The organism is Microbacterium sp. LMI12-1-1.1, from assembly GCF_040676455.1.
Classification (GTDB): Bacteria; Actinomycetota; Actinomycetes; order Actinomycetales; family Microbacteriaceae; genus Microbacterium.
Window position 1 is genome coordinate 494,236 of the sequence record NZ_JBEGIA010000016.1, and the last position, 19,190, is coordinate 513,425.

The 19,190-nt window shown below is 70.9% G+C and carries 13 protein-coding genes; 4 read left to right on the top strand and 9 right to left on the bottom strand.

The features are described from left to right. Window positions 1-11 precede the first annotated feature (11 nt). From MRBLMI12_RS20305 to MRBLMI12_RS20330, 6 genes are all read right to left on the bottom strand, one after another. Window positions 12-791, bottom strand: coding sequence for a glucosamine-6-phosphate deaminase (locus MRBLMI12_RS20305; protein ID WP_363357984.1), 780 nt, complete (start codon window positions 789-791; stop codon window positions 12-14). Then, the gene (locus MRBLMI12_RS20310) at window positions 784-1,758 is read right to left on the bottom strand and encodes an ROK family protein (protein ID WP_363357985.1); all 975 of its coding nucleotides are present in this window, start codon (window positions 1,756-1,758) and stop codon (window positions 784-786) included. The genes MRBLMI12_RS20305 and MRBLMI12_RS20310 overlap by 8 nt, the downstream gene beginning before the upstream one ends. 43 nt (window positions 1,759-1,801) lie before the next feature. Then, window positions 1,802-2,719 (bottom strand): carbohydrate ABC transporter permease, encoded by a 918-nt coding sequence (locus MRBLMI12_RS20315; protein WP_363357986.1) that lies wholly within the window; start codon window positions 2,717-2,719, stop codon window positions 1,802-1,804. Continuing rightward, window positions 2,719-3,699 (bottom strand): carbohydrate ABC transporter permease, encoded by a 981-nt coding sequence (locus MRBLMI12_RS20320; protein ID WP_363357987.1) that lies wholly within the window; start codon window positions 3,697-3,699, stop codon window positions 2,719-2,721. Before MRBLMI12_RS20320 ends, MRBLMI12_RS20315 begins: the two co-directional genes overlap by 1 nt. Before the next feature lie 76 nt (window positions 3,700-3,775). After that, window positions 3,776-5,110: an extracellular solute-binding protein gene (locus MRBLMI12_RS20325; RefSeq protein ID WP_363357988.1), complete on the bottom strand. Its 1,335-nt coding sequence runs from the start codon at window positions 5,108-5,110 to the stop codon at window positions 3,776-3,778. A 137-nt stretch (window positions 5,111-5,247) separates the two neighbouring features. After that, window positions 5,248-6,444, bottom strand: a complete 1,197-nt coding sequence (locus MRBLMI12_RS20330; protein ID WP_349426660.1) for an ROK family transcriptional regulator — start codon at window positions 6,442-6,444, stop codon at window positions 5,248-5,250. 220 nt (window positions 6,445-6,664) lie between these two features. On the opposite strand from MRBLMI12_RS20330, the gene MRBLMI12_RS20335 reads away from it, so the two are divergent. After that, window positions 6,665-8,830 (top strand): L,D-transpeptidase family protein, encoded by a 2,166-nt coding sequence (locus MRBLMI12_RS20335; protein ID WP_363357989.1) that lies wholly within the window; start codon window positions 6,665-6,667, stop codon window positions 8,828-8,830. A gap of 20 nt (window positions 8,831-8,850) precedes the next feature. On the opposite strand, the gene MRBLMI12_RS20340 is transcribed toward MRBLMI12_RS20335, so the two are convergent. The 3 genes from MRBLMI12_RS20340 to MRBLMI12_RS20350 form a co-directional block, all read right to left on the bottom strand. Continuing rightward, window positions 8,851-10,710: a YhgE/Pip family protein gene (locus MRBLMI12_RS20340; RefSeq protein WP_363357990.1), complete on the bottom strand. Its 1,860-nt coding sequence runs from the start codon at window positions 10,708-10,710 to the stop codon at window positions 8,851-8,853. Beyond that, window positions 10,710-13,703: an MMPL family transporter gene (locus MRBLMI12_RS20345; protein ID WP_363357991.1), complete on the bottom strand. Its 2,994-nt coding sequence runs from the start codon at window positions 13,701-13,703 to the stop codon at window positions 10,710-10,712. The genes MRBLMI12_RS20340 and MRBLMI12_RS20345 overlap by 1 nt, the downstream gene beginning before the upstream one ends. A 157-nt stretch (window positions 13,704-13,860) precedes the next feature. Beyond that, the gene (locus MRBLMI12_RS20350; protein ID WP_363357992.1) at window positions 13,861-16,074 is read right to left on the bottom strand and encodes an NADP-dependent isocitrate dehydrogenase; all 2,214 of its coding nucleotides are present in this window, start codon (window positions 16,072-16,074) and stop codon (window positions 13,861-13,863) included. A 212-nt stretch (window positions 16,075-16,286) separates the two neighbouring features. Here MRBLMI12_RS20350 and MRBLMI12_RS20355 point away from each other — a divergent pair, with 212 nt between their 5' ends. The 3 genes from MRBLMI12_RS20355 (at window position 16,287) to MRBLMI12_RS20365 (ending at window position 19,141) form a co-directional block, all read left to right on the top strand. Continuing rightward, the gene (locus MRBLMI12_RS20355; RefSeq protein WP_349426657.1) at window positions 16,287-16,739 is read left to right on the top strand and encodes a GNAT family N-acetyltransferase; all 453 of its coding nucleotides are present in this window, start codon (window positions 16,287-16,289) and stop codon (window positions 16,737-16,739) included. Between the two features lie 162 nt (window positions 16,740-16,901). Further along, window positions 16,902-17,870, top strand: a complete 969-nt coding sequence (locus tag MRBLMI12_RS20360; protein ID WP_363357993.1) for an acetylxylan esterase — start codon at window positions 16,902-16,904, stop codon at window positions 17,868-17,870. Window positions 17,871-18,151: 281 nt separating this feature from the next. Further along, window positions 18,152-19,141 (top strand): hypothetical protein, encoded by a 990-nt coding sequence (locus MRBLMI12_RS20365; protein WP_363357994.1) that lies wholly within the window; start codon window positions 18,152-18,154, stop codon window positions 19,139-19,141. The last annotated feature ends 49 nt before the right edge of the window (window positions 19,142-19,190 follow it).

A 19,190-nucleotide genomic window follows, 5' to 3' on the forward strand; every position in this document is an offset into this window, starting at 1 on the left:
CAGCCTAGGACTCAGATGCCCTGCCAGTCGGGCTTGTTGTCGTAGGCGTAGCGGTAGTAGTCCGCGCGGGAGAGCTGCGCTGCGGCCGCCTCGTCGACGACCACTGTCGCACGCGGATGCAGCTGGATCGCGGAGCCCGGCAGCGACGCCGACAGTGGGCCCTCGACGGCGCCCGCGACCGCCGCCGCCTTGCCCTCGCCGAACGCCAGCAGCACGAGGTGCCGCGCACGGAGGATGGTGCCGAGGCCCTGCGTGATGCAGTGCATGGGCACGTCGTCGACCGACGCGAAGAAGCGCGCGTTGTCACGGCGGGTCTGCTCGGTCAGCGTCTTCACGCGCGTGTGCGAGGCGAACGACGAGCCGGGCTCGTTGAAGCCGATGTGACCGTCGGTGCCGATGCCGAGGATCTGGAGGTCGATGCCGCCCGCCTCGCGGATGGCGGCCTCGTACTCCTCGCCGTGATGCTCGATGCCCTCGGGGGTGCCGTCCGGCGTGCGGATGCGCGACGGGTCGAGCCCGAGCGGCTCGACGACCTCGCGGGTGATGACCGAGCGATAGCTCTCGGGGTGCGCCGGGTCGATGCCGACGTACTCGTCGAGCGCGAACCCGCGCACGCGCGACACGTCGACGCCCTCCAGCCGCGTGCGCAGCGCCTCGTAGACGGGCAGTGGCGTCGATCCGGTCGCGAGCCCGAGGACGGTCTCGGGGTTCGCGCGCAGCAGACCGGCGATGTGGTCGGCGACGAGCGCCCCGGCCGCCGCCTTGTCTCGGACGATGACGATCTCAGCCATGAACCAGTGCCTCCTCGGCGTCGTGTGCGGCGTCGCCGTCCGCACCCACCAGAGCCGCGCCGAGCGCCGCGGCCGGAGACCCCGGCGGCAGCAGCTCGACCCGTTCGGTCAGATGCAGCGAGCGCATGAACGGGGATGCCTCGGCGCTGGCCGACAGCTCGGCTGCGACATCCGTCATCAGTCGATCGCCCAAGGCCGTCACACCCCCTCCGAGCACCACGATATCGACGTCGGCCGTCAGCACCAGTACCCGCACCGCCGCCGCGACGCCGCGGGCCAATCCGGCACGCAGCTGGAGCGCCGACGGATCGCCCTCGTCCGCGGCGTCGAAGACGTCACGCACCGGCAGGGCCGAGCGCTTCGCCCACCGCTCGGCGATCGCGCCGCCGCCTGCGAAGGCCTCGATGCAGCCGCGCTGACCGCACCGGCAGAGCGGGCCGCTCGGGTCCACGGAGATGTGGCCGACCTCGCCGGCGGTGCCTCGCGCGCCGCGCCACAGCACGCCGTCCGACACGATACCCGCGGCGATGCCGGTGCCCAGATTGAGGTAGGCCATCGAACCCGGCGCGGGCGAGCCGTTGCCCGTGTGCAGCGCATGAGCGCCGAGTGCGGCGGCCTTCACATCGTTCTCGACCTGCACCGGCCCGCCCAGTCGCGGGGTGACGAGCCGCAGCTGCGGCGCCACCATGGTCGCGAGGTCGAGCTCGTCGACGCCGAGGTTCACCGCGTGCACCACGCGACCCGTGCCCGGCTCGATCTGCCCCGGGATGCCGACCCCGACCGACCGCACGGCCGAGAGGTCCACACCGGCTTCGGCCCCGAGGGCGCGCACGGCGTCCACGACCGTCTGGGCCACGGCATCCGGACCCCAGCCGGTGGCCATGCGGATGCGGCCGGCGATCGCTCCTGCGGAGTCGACCGCGACGGCGTCCGTCTTGGTGCCGCCCACGTCCAGCCCGACCTTCATCGGCCGGCCTCCCCACGGAAGGCCGCGTCGTCGTGCGCGCGCATCAGCCCTTGACCGCCCCCGCGACGAGTCCGCTGGTCATGCGGCCCTGGACGATCACGAAGAACACGATCACCGGGATCGCGACGATGGTGGAAGCCGCCATCACCTCGCCCCAGTCGATCGCCCGGCTCGAGCTCTGCTGCACGAAGCCGCGCAGCCACAGCGGCAGTGTCTGGTTCTCGGCGTTCATGATCACGAGGGCGACGGTGAACTCGTTCCAGCACTGCAGGAAGGCGAAGACGCCGGAGGCGACGAGCCCGGGCGCGAGCAGCGGCAGGGTGATGCGCATGAACGCCTGGGTGCGGCTGAGGCCGTCGACCATCGCCGCCTCTTCGAGCTCGGCGGGGACGCCGACCACGAAGCCGCGCAGCATCCACACGGTGAACGGCACGACGGCCGCGATGTACAGCAGGCTGAGGCCGAAGATGTTCGAGAGCAGCCCCAGCTCGCTCATCATCTTGTACTGCGCGATGAACAGGCCCTCGGCCGGCAGCATCTGGATGACGAGGATCGCGAGGATGAACGAGAGACGGCCGCGGAAGCGGAACCGGCTGATCGCCACCGAGGCGAGGAAGGCGAACAGCAGGCAGCAGAACACCGCGATGATCGTGACCGAGAGGCTGATGCCCAGCGCGCTGAAGAACGAGCCGTCGATCACGCCGCGGTAGTTCGCGAACGAGCCGCCGAACGGGACGAAGGTCGGCGTGAAGGACTCCAGCGTCGCCGACGAGAGCATCGACGAGTTGAACATCCAGTAGACCGGGAACACCCAGATCAGCGCGACGAGGATCGCCAGGATGCTCCAGCCCCAGGTCGCGGCGGAACCGCGCCGGCGGCGCTTCGGGGCGGGCGCCGAGGGGCGGGCGGATCCGGACCGGGGCGGCGCCTGCGTAGGCGCGAGTTGTGCGGACGCGGACATCAGACCTGGTCCTCCTTCAAGAGACTGCGGATGTAGAACCAGCTGAGGACGATCGTGAGCGCGAGGACGAAGATCGCCATCGCCGCACCCTGACCGAAGTTGAGGCCGGCGACGCCCATCTTGTAGATGTACGTGCCCAGCAGGTCGTAGTCGCTCGAGTTCGAGCCGGCGTCCTGCAGCATCGTGATCTGCGTGAAGACGCGCAGATCCCAGATGAGGTTGAGCAGCAGCACGATCATGAGCACCGGGCGGATGATCGGCAGCACGATGTACTGCAGACGCTGCCAGCCGGTCGCGCCGTCGAGCTGGCTGGCCTCGACCATCTCCGTCGATACCTGAGTGAGTCCGGCGTAGGCCGAGAAGGCGACGAAGGGCACTGACATCCACGTCACGATGATCGACGCGACGATGAAGAAGACGAACGGCTCGCCGCCGATCCAGTTGAACTGGTTCATGTCGACGCCCGGAATGAGGTCGAGGAGGTAGTTGACGACGCCGCGACGGCGGTCGAAGAGCCAGATCCACACCGTCATCGCCGCGACGACCGGCATGGCCCAGGCCAGCAGCAGCGCGATCTGCAGGGTGATGCGCACGCCCGACGGGACGCGGGTCATCAGGAGGGCGAGCCCCATGCCGATGACGACCGTGATCAGCGCCGTGACCAGGCAGAAGATCACCGAGCGCACCGCGACCTCCCAGAAGGTGGGGCTCGTGGCGACCGCGATGTAGTTCTCGAGTCCGACGAAGTCGGGGGCCTTGCCGCCGAGCTGCTGCAGCGCGCCGTACTTCTGGAAGGACGTGATGACCTGCCACACGACGGGATAGCCCATGCCGAACAGCAGGATCGCGATCGCGGGGATGAGCAGGGCGTAGGGAACGGGTGAGCGGCGTCGGCCGCCGACGGATGCTTCGGTGTCGGCGTCGCGGCCGGCGCCGCGCTTGCCGGACGCTTTCAGTGTGGTGGGGGCAGGAACCGCCATGCCCGCCTCCTTCAGGGGTATCGCAGGGGACCGGGGTCGCGGACGCGTGTCCGCGACCCCGGCAGTGGTGCAGGTCTCAGCCGTTGATGATGGCGTCGATCTTCTCGTCGTACTCCGCGGCCAGCTCCGGGATGTCGCCGCCCGCTGCGACCTTGCCGAAGAACTCCTCGAGGATCTTCTGGCCCTCGACCGCCGCCCAGCCCGGCGCGGCCGGGGTGAGCTTCGAGTTCAGCGCCGAGTCGATGAGCGCCGTGGCGAAGATGTCGTCGCCCAGCGAGTCGACGAACTTCGTGTTCGCGGGGCCGAGGCCGTTCTCGCCGAGCATCTGCTGGTACTCGTCGGAGAAGATGATGCGCATCAGCTCCTTGGCGCCCGCCTGCTTCTCGCTCTTGGCCGAGATGCCGATGTTCGAGCCGCCGGCGAAGACGGGAGCCGCCTCGCCCGCGGTCGTTCCCGGGAGCGGGAAGACGCCGAAGGTGTCGTCGTTCCACTCGCGGACCTCGGACACGGTGCCGTCGTCAGCGGTCTTCTCCTCGACGAAGTCACCGATCGACCAGTGCGCCCAGCCGGGTGCGATGATCGTGGCGGCCGTCGGCGGGTTGCCGTTCTTGTCGTTGTTGATGTTGACCCACGGCGTGCTGTCATCCTCGGTCGCCGGAGCGTTGGAGGCGTTCGTGAACAGGTCCTGGAACTGCTCGAGGCCGGTGATGGTCTTCTCGTCGCTCAGCGTCGAGACCCAGGTGTCGCCGTCCTTCGTGGCGAGCTCGCCGCCGTTCGCGAAGATCCACGAGACGCCGTTGCGCCAGTCCTCGCCGCCGATGTAGAAGCCCGACTGGTCGGCCGTGCGCAGCGTCTTGACGTCCTCGTTGAACTCTTCGAGGGTCGTGGGCACCTCGAGGCCCGCGGCCTCCCAGATGTCCTTGCGGTAGGTGATGTAGCGCGAGCCGAAGTAGTACGGCAGCGCGTACTGCGCACCGTCGACCGTGCCGACGTCGACGAACGACTGGAGCAGGTCGGACCCGCCGAGGTCGTCGTAGATCTCGCTCAGGTCGCTGAACGCGCCCGAGGTGGTGAACGTCGGCGACCAGGTGTTGCCGATCTCGGTCACGTCGGGGGTGTTCTTCGCGTCGGGCAGCTGGTTGGCCAGCTTGGTCAGCGCGTCGCCCCAGGACTGCTCCTCGATCGTGAGGGTGCCGCCGGTCGCCTCGCTGTACGCGTCCTTCAGGTACTCGCGCAGCTCATCGGGGGTGTCTCCGCCCATGACCCAGAACGTGATGTCCTGGTCCTTGGCGCCGTCGGGGTCGAACCCCGAGGCGTCGTCCGATCCACCGGGGGTGGTCCCGCCGGCGCAGCCGGCGAGCACCAGTGCCGAGGCGCCGATGAGCGCCACGGCTCCAAGCGTCTTCTTCATGGTGTCTTCCTTCGTGTGTTCTCTTGGTGTTCGGGTGGGCCGGGTGACCCATCCGGGGGGAACCGGGGCTTCCGGGTGTGTGACCCGGAGGGTGGGACCGGGGCTCCGTGCGGAGCCTCCGGGGGGACAGCGCTGTGTCAGGACACCCCGAGTTGTCCTGACAGGACCATGACGGCTGCGCCGCGCAGGACGATGTCCTGGCCTTGCTCCGTCATCCGCACTCGCACGCCTTCGTCCACGGACGGCGCGAGCGTGCGCGCACGGAGGGTCTCGACGGCTTGCTCCGCGAGGGAGCCGCCGAGAAGTTCAGGGGGACCGGAGAGCACGATCTCAGAGACGTCCAGCGCACCGACGACGGGAGCGAGCGCGATGCCCAGCCGCTCCCCCGCGTCGCGCAGGATGCCCTCGTACGCTTCGGGATCGGATGCCGCGCTCAGCCGCGACGTCAGCGACGGCACCGACAGCCACGCCTCGAGGCATCCGACCTTGCCGCACGCGCACTGCGGGCCGCCGTCGGTGCCGACGGTGACGTGGCCGATCTCACCCGCGGCGAAGCGGCTGCCGCGCATGGGCTGACCGGCCAGCAGCAGCCCCGAGCCGACGCCTCGCCCGACCTTGACCAGCAGCACGTCGTCGGGGGCGCCGCCGAACGTGTACTCGGCGAGTACGGCGGCGTTGGCGTCGTTGGCGACCAGGACAGGAACCCCGAGCGCGCTGCGCAGCGCACCCTCGAGATCGAAGCCGGCCCAGCCGAAGTTCGGCGCCGTGAGGATCACACCCTGGTCGTCGACCACACCGGGCGTCCCGACGCCGATGCCGAGCACGGGGGCGTGCGAGTCGGCGACGAGCGCACGCGCCAGCTCGACGACCGTGGCGACGACGTCCTCGTCGGCGGGGAGCGCGACTTCGCGACGCGCGACGATGCTGCCGTCGAGCGTCAGCACGGCGCCGATGAAGGTGTCGCTGCCGGAGAGGTCGAGCCCGACGATGCGATGCCCGGCGTGATCGAGGTCGACCAGGATCGCGGGCTTCCCCGGACCGGACGCCTCGCGCACGCCCATCTCGGCGACGAAGCCGTCGGCGATGAGCTCGCCGACCAGGTCGGAGATGGTGACGCGGGTGAGGCCCGTCTCCCGGGAGAGGTCGGCCCGGCTCATCGCCCCCTGATGGAACAGGGTCTGGAGCACGAGCGCGCGGTTGTGGCCGCGGGCGTGCTCGGGGAGTACTTTGGTCCCCTGCCGCAGCGTGCGGCCGGGGACGAAGGCGCGAGCGTTCGCGGTGCTGTGCGGCGCGTCGGCAAGGGAAGGGCCGCGCTGCGCTTCCGTGTTGGGCATGTTTGTTAGTAGACCTTACGAACCCGCTTTGCGCAAGTCCGTGACGCCTATTTGCGCGGATGCTTTACAAAACCGTGACCTACCGGACATGAGCGGCCACCGCAGGCCTGGTCCATTTCCGGCTGTGACCGGCGATTCATCCGTGATGAGGCCGTGACCGTTCGGGGGGTTCGCGTCCCTTACCATAAGGGGAAGCGTTGATCACAGTCGGGGGTGTGGCGTGAGAGATCTGGCGACCCAGCCGCATGCCGAAGAGGCGTCTGCGGACGACGCCCTCGAGGGCGAGCAGGACGTCGACAGCGAGGCGACGGCAACGGCCGATTCCGCGCCGTCGCCTGCCATGGACGAGAAGGATGCCGTGACTCAGTCGGATGTCGTGACCGAGGACGTTGTCGCGCCCGCAGCCGGGTCCGAGGACCCCGCCGCAGTCGAGGCGGACAGCACCGAGGCGCAGGAGACGGATGCCGTCGCCGAGGCGCAGGAGACGGATGCCGCCGCCGAGGCGCAGGAGACGGATGCCGTCGCTGAGGCCGAGGAGACGGGTGCCGCCGCCGAGGCGCAGGAGACGGATGCCGTCGCTGAGGCCGAGGAGACGGGTGCCGCCGCCGAGGCGGAGGATCTCGAGGCCGAGGCCGAGGTGGACGAGCCCGAGGCCGGGGTGGACGAGCCCGAGGCCGAGGTGGCCGAGGCCGAGGCCGAGGTGGACGAGCCCGAGGCCGAGGTGGCCGAGGCCGACGACATCGACACCGACGCTGACGCCAATGAAGAAGCGGAAGCCGAGCAGCGCGCTGCCACCGAGGAGGACGCAGAGCCGGAGCTCGAAGCCGACCTCGCCGCCGAGGACGCGGCAGTCGCCGAAGCCGACGCCGAAGCGGAAGCCGACGCCGAAGCCGAAGCAGACTCCGGTGCCGACCTCGCGACCGTCGCAGTGGCGACCGCTGTGCTCGCACCCGCCGGACCCGCGCCCTCCCCCGCCGCGACGCCCACCGAGACGGCAGCCGATGGCTCGGTGTACGCGTGGGCGCCCGCGGAGCCGAAGGCGAAGAAGAAGCACACCGCCCTCTGGATCAGTGCGGCCGCCGGCGTCGCAGTGGTCGGACTGGTCGTCTCTTCGCTCGTGCTCATCGCACCGGGCACCGCCGTCGCCGGAGTGCCCGTCGGCTGGCTCACCCCGGGCGCCGCCGCCGAAGCCATCGAGCAGCGCCTCGCCGAGACCACGGTCGTACTGACCGGCTCGGGCGAGGACGCCGAGCTCACCGGCGCAGAGCTGGGCGCGACCGTGGACGCGCAGGCCCTTGCGGACGCCGCCTTCGCAGCCCACCCGATGTGGAACCCGACCGCGTGGTTCGCGACGACGGATGCGGAGATCGAGCTCGAGGCCGCGGCCGCGACCGACGCGCTGCGCGATGCGGCCCCGCAGCTGTACACCGACCCGGTCGATGCGACCTTGGCATTCGACCCCGCCACGGCCTCGTACGTCGCCACGCCCGCGGTCGAGGGTGTGGGCATCGACGTCGCGACCGTCCAGGCCGCGATCCAGGCGGCGTTCGAAGCCGGGCAGACACGGGTCCAGGTGGACCCCGTGTCCGCCGCCGTTCCGGCCGACATCTCGACGGAGACCGCCGACGCGACCGTGGCCCAGCTGAACGGCATGCTCGACACGGCCGGCTTCTACGTGGGCGACGAGCGCACGGTGCCGATCGACCGTGCGGTCGCGGCATCCTGGCTCTCCATCGCCCCGAAGGGGGACGAGTTCGCCATCACCGCCGACCCCGCGGCCATCCAGCCCGTCGTCGACACGCTCGCGGCCGCGGTGGACCGCGCCCCCGAGAACGCCGTCGTCATCACCGACACCGGCGGCAAGGTGCTCCAGACGATGGCGGCGGGTCAGTCCGGGCGTCAGCTCGGCGACGCTACGGGCGTCGCGGCGGCCTACGCCGGCCAGCTCGGCTCGGGCGACGCGGTCTTCAAGCTCCCCGTCGACGAGGTGCCGGTGAGCACGACCACGCTGGCTCGCAACATCGTCGTCGACCTCAGCGAGCAGCGCACCTACATCTACGAGAACGGGCAGGTGGTCAACAGCTTCCTCGTCTCGTCGGGCACGGCAGCCACCCCGACACACACCGGGAACTTCCGCATCAACTCGCACGTCCGGGTGCAGGACATGGGCGCTCTCTGCTACAACCCGAACGCCGTCAACAGCTACTGCACCGAGGACGTGCCGTGGGTGATGTACTTCAACGGCGACCAGGGCTTCCACGGCACGTACTGGCACAACAACTTCGGCAATCGGATGAGCCACGGCTGCGTGAACCTGTCCCTCGGCATGGCGGAGTTCCTCTACTCGTGGGCGCCGAACGGCACCGAGGTGCGCGTCCAGGCGTGACCCGTCGCGGCTGAGCGAGGTCAGGCGGCGTCCGCGGGAACGCGGCGCCGCGCCGCGACGCCGGCTATCACCAGGCCGAGCCCCGCGATCGCGGTGATCGCGAGCCCGACGATCGCGGGGATCGCGCCGGCCGCGTCGGCGGTGAGCGCTCCGCGGAGCAATGCCGTGGCTGCCGCCGTCGGCAGGGCTGCGGCGAGCTGCGAGATCACCGGCGGCACGGTCGAGGCGAGTCCGGCGGCGAGCGCGATGATCGCGATGAGAACTGCGGCGACGCGCCCGGGGCCCCCGAACGCGGCAGCGAGCCCGTGGTTCGCGAGACCGAAGACCGCGCCGCACAGTATCGCCGCGCCGACGAAGGCGATCCATTCGAGCGGGGTCACGCCCACGGAGGTCAGCACGGCGGCGCCGACCACGAGTCCCTGCGCCGCGCAGATCGCGACCGTCGGCACGACGGCGCGGAGCCCGATCACGACGGAGCCGGTTCCGCTCAAGAGTCGTTTCGTCGGCACCGCCTGCACGGCGAGGGCGGTCACGAGCGCTCCCAGCCACAGCGCGATCATCGTGAAGAGCGGTACGGATTGGATGCCGGTGGCCGGCGTCGCCTGGTCCACCACCACGGGTTCGGCGACGACGGCCGACAGCGTCGCGATGTCGTCGTCACTGTAGGTGGGCAGCTGACCGGACGCCTCGTCCAGGCCGGATGACAGCTCGGCGGCGCCGTCGTCGACCTGCGCGGCGCCGGTCGCGACCTCCGCGGCGCCTGTGGCCAGCTCTGCGCCGCCGGCGTTCGACGAGGTCGCCCCTGCCGCCACCTCGCCCGCTCCCGCCGCGGAGTCGTCGATTCCGGTCACGAGTCGCGGCAGGACCGCGGCGAGAGCATCGCTGCCGACCGCGACGCGGCGTGCGCCGCTCGCGAGATCGCGCAGGCGCGCGTCGGCTGCTTCCAGCTGCCGCAGCGCCTGAGTGGCTCGCTCGCACAGGCCGCCCGGTCCGGGACTCGCACACAGCTCGACGACGACGGCGGCGAACGCGACGGTGGCGGCATCCGCCTGCCGCTGGGCCTCGTCGACGGCCGCGGCGACGCCGTCGGCCCCTGCGGCCACGTCGGCAGCCAGCGGAGGCAGCGGCTGTGCGGCGGAGTCGAGCTCGGCGAGTCCAGCCGCCAGGCTCGCTGCACCCGACCCCAGCGAGGCGAGCCCCGTCGAGAGGGTGCTCGCACCGCTCGCGAGCTCGGCCGCTCCGGTCGCCGTCGACGCGGCGCCGACGGCGAGCTGGTCCGCGCCCACGGCGGCCTCGCCGATCTGCTCGGCGATCGTGTTGAAGCCCGCATACACCTCTGCGAGATAGCGGCTGGTGAGATCGCGGCGGAGGGCCGCGGTCGCCGCCTCGGTGACCGCGGAGGTGAGCGCCGGATCGATCCATGCCGATGCGGGCGTCGTGCGCACCTCGACCACCGCCTGGCGCGCCTGCGCACCCGGGCCGGAGATCGAGGTGGCGTCTGCCGAGAACGACGGCGGAATGCGGACGACGGCGACATACCTGCCCGCCGCAAGCCCCTCGGCGGCGTCGCCGTCGTTCGTGAGCACCCAGTCGAGGCTGGGCGGCGGCTCGGCGGTCTCGTCGGTCCCGGGCTGCGCCGGCTCCTGCGCCGCCATCAGCCCCGCCGCGAACTGACGGCCCAGCGGCACGGTCTGGCCGTTCACGGTGACGGGCTCGTCGTCGTTCACGATCGCCGCGGTGAGTCGCTCGGGGTGGGCGGTGGGTGCGGCGAGCGCCCATACGAGGATCCCGCCGATCAGCAGCGGAACCACGATGAGCCCGATGACGGCGAGGCGGCCGAGCCGCGCCGACCCCGAGGTGGCGCTGAACGCGGCGGCCATCACCCTGCCTCCGCACCGTGCGCGCCCGATGGGGCGGCGCCCGAGGCGACCAGCAGCGGATGCCGCTGCGCAGCGTCGGCGAGACGGGCGATGCCGACGTCGGCCGCCTCGGGCAGGGCGTCCTCGACGTCGCCCGCCGCGCGGGCGGCGACGATCAGTGCGAGCCGGCGATCGGCCGCCAGCGCGGCGGCGAGCTCCGTCCGCACGCGCCGGCGCGCGGACGGCGAGCCGACGTCGTCGAGCCCCTCGACCAGCACCACTGCGGGCCGCGACTCGAGGGCGACCGCGAGCCTGCTGCCGTCCGGCGCGACGACCCAGAGCGATGTCCGCGCCCGCACGCTGCTCGCGCGCGCCGGCAGCGCGAGCCCGGCGACCTTGACGCGACCCTCCGCGAGCGCGGCGCGACCGCCGAGCGCGGCGAGCATCGCACGGCGCTCGATCTCGTCCCCGCCCTCGATCACGAGGATGCCGCCCGCGGCCAGCTCGGCGTCCAGCGTGCTCGGGTGGTCGCGCACGCGGGCACCCTCCGCCGCGAGCACCAGGTCGGCCTCGGGCCAGTCCGCCAGCGCGAGCTCCTGGGCGAGCCCCTCCCCCTCGACGTCGAACGACGGCAGCAGACGGTCGAGCCATCCCGGCATCCACCACGCGTGATGACGGAAGAGCACCAGTACGGCGGGGATGAGCGTCATCCGCACCAGGAACGCGTCGATCACCACGCCCACCGCGAGGCCGAACGCGATCGGCTGGATGTTGGCATCACCCTCCGGCACGAAGGCGACGAACACCGCGAACATGATCGTGGCGGCGGCGGTCACCACGCGAGCGGATGCCGCGAACCCGTCGTGGACGGCGCGCACCGGCTCACCGTGGTGCACGTAGTCCTCCCGCATGCGACTGACGAGGAAGACCTCGTAGTCCATCGCCAGGCCGAACAGGACGCCCATCACGATGATCGGCATGAAGCTGATCACCGTGCCCACCGACGCGATGTTGAGCGGGTCGGCGAAGATCCCGTCGACGAACACGAGGGTGGTGAGCCCGAACGCCGCGCCGATCGACAGCACGTAGCCGAGCGCCGCCGTGATCGGCACGACGACCGAGCGGAACACCATTGCGAGAAGCACGAGCGAGAGCCCCACCACCAGGATGCCGAAGGGCAGCAGCGCACCGGCCAGCCGCTCGGAGATGTCGATGCCTGCCGCGGTGTACCCGGTCACGGAGAGGTCGACCCCGTACTCGGCTTCGAGCCGGTCGTGCATCCCACGGAGGGTGGCGACCAGCTCAGCAGTCGTGCCCGAGTCCGGGCCGCCCTCGGGCACGACCTGCACGATGCCGGTGTCACCGGTCTCGTTGGGGGTCGACAGCGGCACCGAGGCGACACCGTCGACGGTCGCGATGTCGGTCCCCAGATCGTCCATGAGGCCGACGGGATCCGTGCTCTCGATCACCGATCCCGTGACGAGCAGAGGGCCGTTGTAGCCCGGACCGAAGTGCTCCGCGATGAGGTCGTAGGTCACGCGGCCCGGCTCCCCCTCCTCCATCGAACCCGCATCCGGGAGTGCGAGTCGCAAGTGCGCCGCGGGGATCGTCGCCAACGCCAGCAGGCCGACGACGAGCAGGACCGTCAGGAGCGGCCACCGGGTGACGGTGCGCACCCACCCCCGGAAGAATGCGCCGGGGCCGCGCGGCGACGCCGTCGGGTCCGCGGGTGCAGTGTCCGACGCCTCGCCGTCCGGATCGCCGTCGATCCCCACCTCCGCCGCCTCGGCCGCATCGGCGGCCGACTCCGCGGGGTCGATGAGCTCGACCTCGGCGTCGTCGAGCACCCCATCGTCGCCGAGTCGCTCTGTGTCGCCGAGTCGCTCTGCGTCGCCGAGGCGCTCTGTCCCGTCGGGCGCCGGCGCCGCGCGGCGCCCGGCGCCGGCGGAGCCTGTGGAGGCGGCATCCGGGATCCGTCCCGGCCGGTACCGGCGCGGCACCACGCGCCACTTCGCGTACCCCAGCAGCGCCGGCGTCAGCGTGAGGGAGACCAGCACCGCGAGCGCGACCGCGACGGCGGCGGCGAAGCCCATCGTCGTCAAGAACGGGATGCCGGCGACGACGAGCCCCAGCAGCGCGATGATCACGGTGAGCGCGGCGAACACCACGGCCGAGCCCGACGTCGCGATCGCGCGGGCCGCGGCCTCTTCGGGCTCCACGCCCTCCTTCAACTGGTCCTGATGCCGCGCGAGCACGAACAGCGCGTAGTCGATGCCGACCGCGAGGCCGAGCATGAGCGCGAGCAGGGGCGTGGTCGACGTGATGGAGGTGAAGCGCGTCGCGATCAGCACGAGCGACAGCGATGCGCCGACCCCGACGAGCGCCGTCACGAGCGGCAGTCCGGCCGCGAGGAGCGACGCGAACGTGAACAGCAGCACGACGAACGCGACCGCGATGCCGATCAGCTCCGTGATGCTGATGCCGGTCGAGCTCTGCGAGAACAGCTGGCCGCCGACGGACACCTCCGAACCCGGCGGGAGCGCGCCCTGCAGGGCGGCGCCGGCATCCTGCAGCGCCTGACCCGTCGACGCATGCACTGCCGTGCCGCTCACCGTCAGCTGGATCGGCACCAGCACCGCGCTGCCGTCCGCGCTGATGTTCGACGACGACGCCTGGCCGTATGGCGAGGTCGCCGACGACACCTGGGGGATCTGCGAGATCGTATCGACGGACGCCTCGACGGCCGACTGGAAGTCCGCGTCGGTCGCCGATCCGCCCGTGGGCGCGACGGCGATCAGCTGCGCCGACCCGCCGCTCACCTGCGGAAAGGTGCGGCCGAGTGCGTCCAGCGCCTCCTGCGACTCGGTGCCGGGGATCGTGTAGGTGTTGTCGGTGCCCGTCCCGAGGATGCCCGCGCCCGCGAACAGGGCCATGAGCACGGCGATCCACACGCCCAGCACGAGCCCGCGCGCGCGGAAGGCCCAGCGTCCGAGCGTGTAGAGCGCAGACGACATCGTCCCCCCTTGCGCAGGGTCCTGCTCCCCCAGTGGCAGTTGCCTCAGGGTAGGGCCCACGCGTTCAGAGCAACACCCCCCGGGCTGCACCCCGACGTGCCGCGCACGACGGAGGGGACGGATGCCGAGTGGCATCCGTCCCCTCCGTAGGCTCTGATCAGAGCGAGTCGATGATCCCGTTGAAGGTCTGCGACGGGCGCATCACGCCGGCGACGAGCTCGGCATCGGGACGGTAGTACCCGCCGACGTCGACGGGCGAGCCCTGCACGGCGATCAGCTCGCCGACGATCTGCTCCTCGCCCGCCGCCAGTGCCTCGGCCACGGGGGCGAAGGCCGCCGCGAGCTCGGGGGCGGCCTGCTGCTTCGCCAGCTCCTGCGTCCAGTACAGGGTCAGGTAGAAGTGGCTGCCGCGGTTGTCGATCGTGCCGAGCGCGCGTCCGGGCGACTTGTCGTTCTCGAGGAACGTGCCGGTCGCGGCATCCAGCGTGTCGGCCAGCACCTGCGCCTTCACGTTGCCCGTGAAGTCGGCGAGGTGCTCGAGGGACGCGGCGAGCGCGAAGAACTCTCCGAGCGAGTCCCAGCGGAGGTAGTCCTCCTCCAGGAGCTGCTGCACGTGCTTGGGAGCGGAGCCGCCGGCACCGGTCTCGAAGAGTCCGCCGCCCGCGAGGAGCGGGACGATCGAGAGCATCTTGGCGCTCGTGCCGACCTCGAGGATCGGGAAGAGGTCGGTGAGGTAGTCGCGCAGCACGTTGCCGGTCACCGAGATGGTGTCCTCACCCTTGCGCAGCCGGTCGAGCGAGTACTGCGTGGCGTCGGCCGGCGCGAGGATCTCGATGGTGAGCCCCTCGGTGTCGTGAGCCTGCAGGTACTCCTTCACCTTCGCGATGAGGGCCGCGTCGTGCGAGCGGTTCTCATCCAGCCAGAACACGGCCGGAGCGCCGGTGGCGCGAGCACGCGTGACGGCGAGCTTCACCCAGTCGCGGATGGCGATGTCCTTGGTCTGCGTCGCACGCCAGATGTCGCCCGGCTGCACGGAGTGCTCGAGCAGCACGTCGCCCGCCTGGTTGACGACCTGGACGGTGCCGGCGGCCTGCAGCTCGAACGTCTTGTCATGGCTGCCGTACTCCTCGGCAGCCTGCGCCATGAGGCCGACGTTCGGCACGGTGCCGATCTTGGCGGGGTCGAGCGGGCCGTGCGTGATGACGTCGTCGATCACCGTCTGGTAGACGCTCGCGTAGGAGGAGTCGGGGATGACGGCCAGGGTGTCGCCCTCGCCGCCGTCGGCGCCCCACAGCTTTCCGCCGTTGCGGACGAGCGCCGGCATCGACGCGTCGACGATGACGTCGGACGGCACGTGGAGGTTCGTGATGCCCTTGTCGGAGTTCACGTACGACAGTCGCGGGGAGTCGGTCGCCGCGGCGATCGCGGCGGCGATCTCGTCGCCGCCTTCGATGTCGCCGAGGCCGGCGAGGATCGCGCCGAGTCCGTCGTTGGGCGTGAGGCCGGCCTCGGCGATCTTGTCGCCATAGCGGTCGAAGACGTCGGCGTAGTACGCCTTCACGACGTGGCCGAAGATGATCGGGTCGCTGACCTTCATCATGGTGGCCTTGAGATGCACCGAGTAGAGCACGTCATCGGCCTTGGCCGTCTCGAGGGTCTCGGCGAGGAATGCGTCGAGCGCCGCCGCCGAGAGGAAGGTGCTGTCGATGATCTCGCCGGGCAGCACCTTGATGCCGGTCTTCAGCGAGGTGACGGTGCCGTCGGCCGCAACGTGCTGGATCGACAGCACGTCGTCGGCCGGGATCACCGTGGTCTTCTCGTTCGACTTGAAGTCGTCGTGGCCGAGCGTGGCGACGCGGGTCTTGGAGCCCTCGGCGAACGGCTTGTTGCGGTGCGGGTGCTTGCGCGCGTAGTTCTTGACCGACAGCGGCGCACGGCGGTCGCTGTTGCCCTCGCGCAGCACGGGGTTGACCGCCGAGCCCTTGATGCGGTCGTACCGCGCGCGGACGTCCTTGTCTTCGAGCGACTGCGCCTCGTCGGGGTAGTCGGGGACGTCATAGCCCTGCGACTGGAGCTCGGCGATCGCCGCCTTGAGCTGGGGGATCGACGCCGAGATGTTCGGCAGCTTGATGATGTTCGCCTCGGGCAGCGTCGCCAGGCCCCCGAGCTCGGCGAGCGCGTCGCCGACCTGCTGCTCGGGCGTCAGGTTCTGCGGGAACGCCGCGAGGATGCGGCCGGCGAGCGAGATGTCACGCGTCTCGACGTCCACCCCCGCCTGGCGGGTGACGGCCTGCACGATCGGCAGGAACGATGCGGTCGCGAGGGCCGGTGCCTCGTCGGTATAGGTGTAGATGATGGTCGAATCGGTCACCAGTCACGTCCTTCTCACGGGTCGGCCATCAGCCTATCGCAAGCACCCGAGATATCTCGACGTCAAGAGATCTCCACCCGCCGTGACACCGAGTTTCCGCGGTTTCGGCCTCACGTCGGAGCCTGGGCGCTCCGCGCCGCCGCGTGTGAACACCGCGTTAATCCGGACCCCTCAGAGTGCCGGATGTCGTCATCCGGGCTAGCCTGGGGCCCATGGGTGATCTGCGACTCGTCGAACTGTCCGCCGCGACCATCGTGGCGGTCAACAATCTGTCGCTGAAGCCCGGCCAGGAGGAGTACCTCTCCCCCGTCAGCTACGGCATCGCGGCGACCGTGGTGAACCCGCAGACGGCGTGGCAGCGCGTCGTGCTCGACGGCGAGGAGGTGGTCGCCTTCGTGAGCGCCAACTTCGATCCGGACGATCCGGTGGAGCACTTCCGCTCGGTGCTGTGGCGCATCAACGTGGACGCCGACGACCAGGGCCGCGGCGTCGGTCGCTTCGCCGTGAAGGGCCTCATCGACGAGGCTCGCAACCGCGGCATGGACCACGTCTGCGTCATCTACGAAGCGGGCGAAGGGGGTCCGCAGCAGTTCTTCGAGCGTGTGGGCTTCACACCGGTCGGTGAGACCGAGTACGGTGAGGTCATCGCAGAGATCCGTCTCTGACGTAACAGCCGCCCGAATCCCCCGGAAGACTCTCCCCACACAGCGCCCGCCGGGCGCGCCAGAGACCGGCGGCGGGGCCTCGAATACCCCTCCCCCATCGAGGCCTCGTCGCCCTCTCGAAGATCGTCGAAACGCTTGCGCGCGACGCACTAGGGTGAGTCCGTGCCGAGATTCGATCTGTCCCCCGCCGAGCTCGCGGGCTACGCCCCCGAGGTTCGCGAACCCGCCGATTTCGACGACTTCTGGAACGCCACGATCGCAGCGTCGCGACAGTGGGATGCCGCGCCCGAGGTCGCGCTGCTCGACACGCCGTACACGCTGGTCGACATCTTCGACGTGACGTTCCCCGGCTTCGGCGGCGACCCTGTCAAGGCGTGGCTCACGCTCCCGGCAGGCACCACCGGACCTCTTCCGGCCGTCGTCGAGTACCAGGGCTACGGCGGAGGCCGAGGCCTCCCCGGCGAGCGCCTCGGATGGGCCGCCGCCGGCTACGCTCACCTCTTCATGGACACGCGCGGCCAGGGATCGATGTGGGGCTCGGGTGGCGACACGCTCGATCCGCACGGCACCGGCCCGTCTTCGTCCGGCTTCATGACTCGCGGCATCGAAGACCCCGCGACCTACTACTACCGCCGGGTCTTCACGGACGCCGTGCGCGCGGTGGACGCGGTGCGAACGCTCCCGCAGGTGGACGCCGACCGCGTGGCGGTGTGCGGCGCGAGCCAGGGCGGCGGCATCGCGATCGCGGCGGCGGGCCTCTCCGACGGCCTCGTGGCCGTCATGCCCGACGTGCCGTTCCTCTGCCACTTCGAGCGCGCGGTCGGCCTCACCGGCGACGACCCCTACCAGGAGGTCGTGCGCTACCTGGCCGTGCACCGCGGCGCCGACGAGCGGGTGTTCGAGACCCTGTCGTACTTCGACGGCGTGAACATGGCGAAGCGGGCGGATGCCGCGGCCCTGTACTCGGTCGCCCTCATGGACACGATCTGCCCGCCGTCGACCGTCTACGCCGCGTTCAACCGGCACGAGACGGCCGACAAGCGCATCGAGGTCTACACCCACAACGGCCACGAGGGCGGTCAGGCGTTCCAGTTCCCGAAGCAGGCCGCCTTCTTCTCGACTCTCGCCTGACCGCTCCCCCGCGCCCGCCGGCGGCTCGCCCCGGCGGTTCGGAGGTCACGAAACGTCGCTACCTCGCGCCCGTGCCCACCTTTTGTGGCACACCAACGCGCCGTCCGGCGGCTCGGGGGTCACGACACGCGGTGACGATGTCGGCGAGGCCGCGTGTCGTGACACCCGAGTGATGGGATGCCGGAGCCGGCGGCTCCTCCCCAGGGGCGGCGCAGGCGGAGATATGCGCAGAACGGCGAGAACGTGATCGGCGACCAGCGCGCTCGATGCATCGTGGGGGCGTGCCTCGACGCCCGCGCCCGCTGCCCGAGTCGCTCGGCGACGCATTCTCCGTCGCCGCGGCCCGCGCGGCAGGGGTGTCACCGAACCGCCTTCGCACGAAAGACCTGGAGTCTCCCTTTCACGGCACGCGGGCGAAGACCGCACCCGAAGGCGCCGGCACGAACGCCGAGGACGGCTCGCCACCATCGCCATGGGAACTCGCCCGGCAGAATGAGGCCAGACGAGCGGCGATATTCGGCACCGCGATGACCTCGCGCATGTTCTTCGCCGGGCGGACGGCAGCCATTCTGCAGGGAGCCTCCATCGATCCGGGACCGGACCTCGTCGTCGGGGTGTTCAGCCCCGCCCGCGCACCTCGACACGCGGGTGTGCGCGGGATCAGGGTCGCGCCCAAGCTTGCCAACGTACGCATGCACGACGGCCTGCGCATGACAACGCCCGCGACGACCTGGGCGATGCTCGGCGCCGAGCTCACGGTGCGTGAGCTCGCAACGCTGGGCGACTCCTTCGTGCGGATTCCCCGCGACAGCCGCGGCGGGCTTCAGCCGCGCCAGCGCATCGCGACAATCCCACAGCTCGAGCGGGCCGCGTTGGCCGGGCGGCGTGTGGGTGTCGCGAAACTCAGACAAGCCCTCGAGCTGATCCGGGTCGGCAGCGCCTCGCCGCTCGAGACCGAGCTGCGACTCGACGCCGCGGCAGACGGGCTCCCCGAGCCCGACCTCGACGTCGAGATCCGCGACGGCCGAGGGCGACTCCTCGGGATCTCAGAGGTCGTCTACCGGAATCTGAAGGTTGCGGTCGAGGTCGAGGGCGACCACCACCGCACGGACCGCAACCAGTGGAATCGCGATATCGACAAGTACGCCTCCTACGCCGCCGAGGGGTGGGAGGTCGTCCGCCTCACCTCCGCCCACATCCGAGGCGAGCGCCCGCGGGCGGTGGCAATCGTGCGCGCCGCGCTCCTCCGCCACGGCTGGGTGCCCGGGTAGCCGCCTGTGCCCGCAGCGCTTCGCGCGTCTGCCCCGAGAGAGCCGCGGC